At 43.3% G+C, this 5,567-nt stretch carries 7 protein-coding genes; 2 read left to right on the top strand and 5 right to left on the bottom strand.

Annotation, left to right across the window (positions count from 1 at the left end):
• The coding region (locus WAM07_RS11430) for an FAD-dependent oxidoreductase (RefSeq protein WP_422166963.1) at positions 1 to 514 on the top strand (514 nt) is incomplete at its 5' end.
• A gap of 25 nt (positions 515 to 539) precedes the next feature.
• Here WAM07_RS11430 and WAM07_RS11425 read toward each other — a convergent pair.
• The 5 genes from WAM07_RS11425 to WAM07_RS11405 are packed head-to-tail and all read right to left on the bottom strand — an operon-like array spanning position 540 to position 5,013.
• Positions 540 to 1,184 carry a TVP38/TMEM64 family protein gene (locus WAM07_RS11425; RefSeq protein WP_422166961.1) on the bottom strand — a complete coding sequence of 215 codons (645 nt, stop codon included), beginning with the start codon at positions 1,182 to 1,184 and terminating at the stop codon, positions 540 to 542.
• Entirely contained in the window at positions 1,181 to 2,140 is a 960-nt protein-coding gene (locus WAM07_RS11420) for an ABC transporter ATP-binding protein (RefSeq protein ID WP_422166959.1), read from the bottom strand. The genes WAM07_RS11425 and WAM07_RS11420 overlap by 4 nt, the downstream gene beginning before the upstream one ends.
• Positions 2,137 to 2,937, bottom strand: coding sequence for an ABC transporter permease (locus WAM07_RS11415; RefSeq protein WP_422166957.1), 801 nt, complete (start codon positions 2,935 to 2,937; stop codon positions 2,137 to 2,139). Before WAM07_RS11415 ends, WAM07_RS11420 begins: the two co-directional genes overlap by 4 nt.
• Positions 2,934 to 3,794, bottom strand: coding sequence for an ABC transporter permease (locus WAM07_RS11410; protein ID WP_422166955.1), 861 nt, complete (start codon positions 3,792 to 3,794; stop codon positions 2,934 to 2,936). Before WAM07_RS11410 ends, WAM07_RS11415 begins: the two co-directional genes overlap by 4 nt.
• Positions 3,775 to 5,013, bottom strand: coding sequence for an ABC transporter substrate-binding protein (locus tag WAM07_RS11405; protein WP_422166953.1), 1,239 nt, complete (start codon positions 5,011 to 5,013; stop codon positions 3,775 to 3,777). Before WAM07_RS11405 ends, WAM07_RS11410 begins: the two co-directional genes overlap by 20 nt.
• 166 nt (positions 5,014 to 5,179) lie before the next feature.
• On the opposite strand from WAM07_RS11405, the gene WAM07_RS11400 reads away from it, so the two are divergent.
• A partial coding sequence (locus tag WAM07_RS11400; RefSeq protein WP_422166951.1) for a class I SAM-dependent methyltransferase occupies positions 5,180 to 5,567 on the top strand: 388 nt, incomplete at its 3' end.

Below are 5,567 nucleotides of genomic sequence, written 5' to 3'. Positions count from 1 at the left end.
ACTTAAATCATTACTTATAAAAAAAGGGGTTCAAGTGTGGGAGGATGAAAGTGTAGAGGAGATTCATGATCATTACATTGTAACGGATTCTGGAAATAAGATTCGGCATACGAGTGTCCTTTGGTTGGGCGGAGCATCTGCCGAGCCTATCTTTAAACGGTCTGGAGTCGAAGTAGATGAGAAAGGATTTGCGCTGGTCAGGGACACCCTGCAGTTTCAAGAATATGATTATATTTTTGGATCAGGGGACTGCGTAACCTTGACGGCGTATCCTGAGCTTCAGAAAAGCGGTGTCTATGCTGTTAAACAAGGCCCCGTGTTATGGAACAATTTGAGTCAATTCTTGTCTGGTCAACCGCTCCAAGAATATGATCCTCAAAAAAATGCCCTCTATATCTTATCAACAGGAAAACAGCAAGGATTTATGGTCTATGGTCCGCTGAGTCATCACAGCCGCCAGGCCTGGAAATTAAAAAACAAAATAGACAGAGATTTCATGGCTAAATATAAATAAGCGTCTCCATAAAGGAGGCGCTTATTTATATTTTCAGCCAGCTCCTCACTTTATTCCGGAATAGAAAAGTCAGGGCGAAGATTAGAGCAAATACAGTCAAGGCGATGAAGATCAATTGGCGGTCTCCACTTGCCAGACTAGTACCAACTAGGCTATAAGCAAACGTTCCGGGAAGCATTCCAAAAATGGTAGCAATGATAAAGGATCGCAGCTTTACGCGTGTAATGCCTGCCAAGTAACTTAAGATGTCAAATCCTACAATAGGGATGAGCCTTAAAACGAACACATATAAGAAACCCCGTTCCTTCATTCGGTAATATATCTTTTCAGACCATTTGGATTCTTGGAATTTCAAAACCGAATCTCCAAAGAACCGTCCCATTACGTAACCAGTTATGCCAGCCGCAGTAGCTCCTATCACAATATATAACATACCTGGCCATAAGCCGTACGCAAAAGCAGCAGCTAGAGAGAGAATGGATGTTGGAAATACCACGATCGGACCTATCGCGTATAATCCCATAAACAGAAGCGGTCCATAAATACCGAAAGAAAGGATGAAGCTGCGAATACTATCCGCTGTAACATCAAATTGCTGCCGTATAAACCAGGCAATAACAAGAAAAACGATGACAAACAAGAGGGCCCGTATGAGGCTTTTCCACTTCATAAGGATGAGCCTCCAAACGTCCGGATACTCGATTCTTTAATGTATAGGGTGACTTCTTCACCGGATACATGTTCCTGGAGAGGAAGAGAAACCTTATGGTCCAAGTCCTCTAAAAATATATGACCGATCGCCTGACCGTTCTGGAAGGTCATGTGCTGCAGGATCCCATCATAGGAGCGTACTTTTTGTTCATTAAAAGGATTGAGAGAGCATTCCTTTAGTGGAACATAGTGTTGTTCATCAATTACCAAATGACCTCCTAAAAAATCGGCAACAAATGAATTAGCCGGGTGCTTATGAATTACTTCTGCCTTGTCGATTTGCTGGAAGCTTCCTTCATGAAAGAGCGCCAGCCGGTCACCCATAATCATCGCTTCCTCGGTATCGTGAGTGACGAAGACTCCTGTTATGGATTGATCAACTAAAAAGTCTCTCACCCAGTATCTGATCTGATGACGCAGCTTAGGATCAAGACTACTGAAAGGTTCATCAAATAAAATGATTTCCGGCTCTGTGGCCATTGCTCGGGCTAAAGCAACCCGTTGCTGCTGGCCTCCGGAAATTTCAGAAGGAAAGTAATTCTTGAAGCGATCTAAACCAGTTGATTTAAGCAATTCAGAAATTTTGTTGTTATTCTTTTTGCCCGCCAGTTTTGCTCCATAAGCTATATTTTCCTGAACGGTCATATGCGGAAATAACAAAGGCTGTTGAAAGACAAGGCTGATGTCCCGTCGATTAGCTTTTTGGAAAGTAATCTCTTTCCCATACATATGAATACTCCCTTGAGAAGGAGATTCTAAACCAGCCAGTATGCGCAGCAACGTTGTCTTTCCACTTCCTGAGGGTCCTACGATGCTGAGAATTTCTCCTTTTTTTAGTTGAAAGGCAAGGTCAGACAGGATGAGATCTTGATTAAATTGTTTACTGAGATGCTGAACGTCCAGTGTGTGGCTCATCTTGTATTCCTCCAGGGCTTTCTAGAATAGGGCAGAAGGAGAATTAAACCTTCTACAATGATGTACATAGCGAGTGGAATCATAGCAAACCAGACAGCGAAAGCAGCCATGACCGATGTATTAGCTGTATCAAGGAATGGAAAGAAAATCATGGGCAGTGTAACGATCCTGCCACCCCCGATAATTGATGTAATCGCATATTGACTTAGACTGATAACGATTGTTAAAAATGTGACACTGCGGATCGCAGGTTTCATTAAAGGAAGTTCTACAGTGAACAGTTGTTTCATCGGTGCGGCTCCAAGAACGATTGGCTGTTCCAGCATGCGATTCCCAAGCTGAGCGTACGAATTGTGAAAAATTCGAATGCTGTATGGAATGGTAGGAACCAGGTGGATAAGAATAACGCCGAGGACTGTGTCAGCCAGTCCTGCTTGAATCATGAACAAATGAAGACCCATAGTCACCGCAAGCACAGGAATTAAAACGGGAGACAGAAAGAAGGCTTCCAGCAGTGGTTTTCCTTTAAATGAAAGTGTAGACAGCGCTTTTCCTGCAGCGATTCCAACTGCCATATTCAGAATGAGCACCCCGGCTCCAACCACAATTGACCAGAGAGTAGCTTCAAGGAGGTTAGCTGCTGACCAGAGCACCTGAAAACTTTCCAGTTGAAAATGAAATGAGTCTCCAGACTGGAAACGCCAGGGAGAACTGAGGCTCTGTAACAGAAGCAGCAGGACGGGCATTATAAATAATAAGAGAGCTAACATAAAAAAGGTAAGTTTCTTTAGAGTCATACAGATCGTCCTCTCATAGCTCGCCAGCGCTTTTTCTGAAGGATAGAGAACCCAGCAGCGGAAAAAGCAAGAATGAGCAGACTCAGACTGACCATCGCTGCAAAAGCCATGGGACGATCTTCCCACCCGCTTCCATAAAACCATTCATAGCTGAGTACAGATATCATCTCTGGAAAGGTCGTCCCCATTAAAGCTGGAACTTCATACGCAGAAATTGTAAAAGAGAAAACAATCAATGCGGTTTCGATTAATACAGGGAAAATAGCAGGCCACTCGATTGCTGTGAACTGTCTGTACTTACTCCCGCCAAGGGTTTTCACGAGATCGTAGTATCCTGGTTTAATGGAGCCGTAAACCGGCAGGAGCATAAGAATGACAAAAGGAACTTCCTTCCATACATACGTAACGATAATACCAATCCCCTGCGGATCCCTCGTCCATATGGGGAATGCGCTGCTGTCCGGGATCACTCCTGCTTCTACAAGCAATTGGGCAGCCAGCCCGGTTTCCGATAGCAGAAGGATAATCATGTAGCCCCAAACAAAATGAGGGAACAGCATCGGAAGCCACACGAGAAGTCGCGGGACGTGATGTTCCAAGTAGGGATAAAAGGACCGGATGATTAGGACTCCGATGATTAAGGATAAAATCGTTGCGATCAAGGTTGTTCGGATACTGAACCAAATCGAAGAAAGGAAGCGGCTGGATTCTAATAAATTACTGTAATATTCAAACGTCCATCCGCCTCCCGCGGACAAACTCTGAACAATGGCGGCAAAAAAACCATATAAAGGAAGAATGAGAAATAAAAAGGCAGGAATTAACAGATAGACGGATTTATTGCTGAACAACTTCATTAAACCACTGATCCTTAATCCATTCTACATAACCCGCTTCTGATTCTGGAAGAAAGCTTTTCTCAAGCTTTTCCTGGCTTGGTACGCTCTTCCCTCGTTCTACGGATTCAAATTTTTCGCGCATATTTTTGGGTAGCTTATCCAGACTGATCGGGGTATTCTCTCCCCAATAATCCGGCTTTAGCTTTGCCAACTGTGCTTCTGGAGAAAGCATGAAATTGATAACGGTGAGGGCTCCCTCAGATTCAGGACTGTTAAAGGGAATTGAAAGGAAGTGTGTATTTCCGATAGAACCGGGCTCCATAATAAAGGAACGGGTGGTTTTGGGGAATACCCCTTCCTCTATAAGCGATTCTGCACGAGCTTCATTGTAACCCATCGTCATCCATACTTCACCCTGGCTGTATAATCGGTCCAGCTCAGTTAAGGTGTTCGGATAGTGGTCACCCTTCCTCCATAGATCAGATTCCATCTCTTCTAAATAACTCCAGGTCTGATCAGCGGTTGCTGCTATCCTTTCTTCATCTAGAGACTGTTCATAAATAGCAGAAGGTTCCTCAGCTTTCGCGTATAATACATGCCGCAGAAAAGCGTTTCCTGTAAAGTCTTCCGCGTTTGGATAGGTGAATTTACCTGGATTTTGCTCGACCCAGCTTTTAAGCTCTTCAAATGATGAAGGAGGGGTGTCGAGTTTGGACTGGTCGTAATGAAAAACAAACTGTACTTTCCCCCATGGAGCTTCCATTCCATCGGTTGATGTACCGAAATCAGTCTGAAAAGCAGGATCATCGGTATCGTAATATTCTTGAAAGTTAGGAAGTTCATTAACGAAAGAGCCAGCAAGCAGATCGTTTTCTTTAGCATTTTTAAAATTTTCACCGTTCAGCCAAATGATATCAATGGTTCCTTCCGACTTACCAGCTTGCTTTTCGGTTTGTAGCTTTTGCAGGATTTCACCCGTATCCATAGGCACTCGCTCCAGTTCAATATTATAATTTTCTTTTAAACGAGGAACGGCCCATTCATCAATGTACTGGTTGATGCCTTCATCGCCGCCCCACATAAACAAGCGCACGGTTGTACCATCAGCAGCACTTTCTATATCTGACCAGGGATTTGCTGTCACTTCAGATAATGCAGTTTCGTTTGATGATGTATCTCCGCATGCGGCTAATAACGCAGTTAGAATGATACTGAATAGAAGCCATCTTTTTCTCATTGGAATCCCCCTTATCTCCTACACCCTACATTATTTTATAAAAGGTTTCTGTAATCTATCATACAAACAAATCCATCTTAAGGAAACTAAATAACTTATAAATAGCGCATAGGATAGCGGAAGGGAGGGAAAAGAGACAAGAGAATTTGAAAAGGAGTGGGACAGAATGCTTTATAAACAGTTTGCTAAGCCAGAAGGCTGGATAGGTAAAATGACCGGCTGGTTTATGGTGAAAGAAAATGAGAAAAGAAATGAGTGGACGTTGTCTTTCCTGGATATCCAAAAAAATGACAAGGTATTGGAAGTGGGATTTGGTCCAGCTGATGCTCTGAAAAAGATAGCGGAGAAAGAAGGAATTACCTTATACGGAATTGATCCGTCGGAGTCAATGGTGGAAACAGCACTTCGCAGGTTGAAAAAGGAGAGGGCACCTGAACAGATATGTATGATGCAGGGGGAGGCTCAAATGTTGGAAGACTTTTATCAGCCCCTTGATAAAATCTATTCCATTAACAACATTTCATTTTGGGAGACGCCTGTAAAGACGTTAAATC

It is taken from the genome of Halobacillus sp., assembly GCF_049282395.1.
Lineage (GTDB): Bacteria > Bacillota > Bacilli > Bacillales > Halobacillaceae > Halobacillus.
The sequence above is the reverse complement of the archived record's forward strand: the minus strand, read 5'-3'. Positions and strand labels throughout refer to the sequence as shown.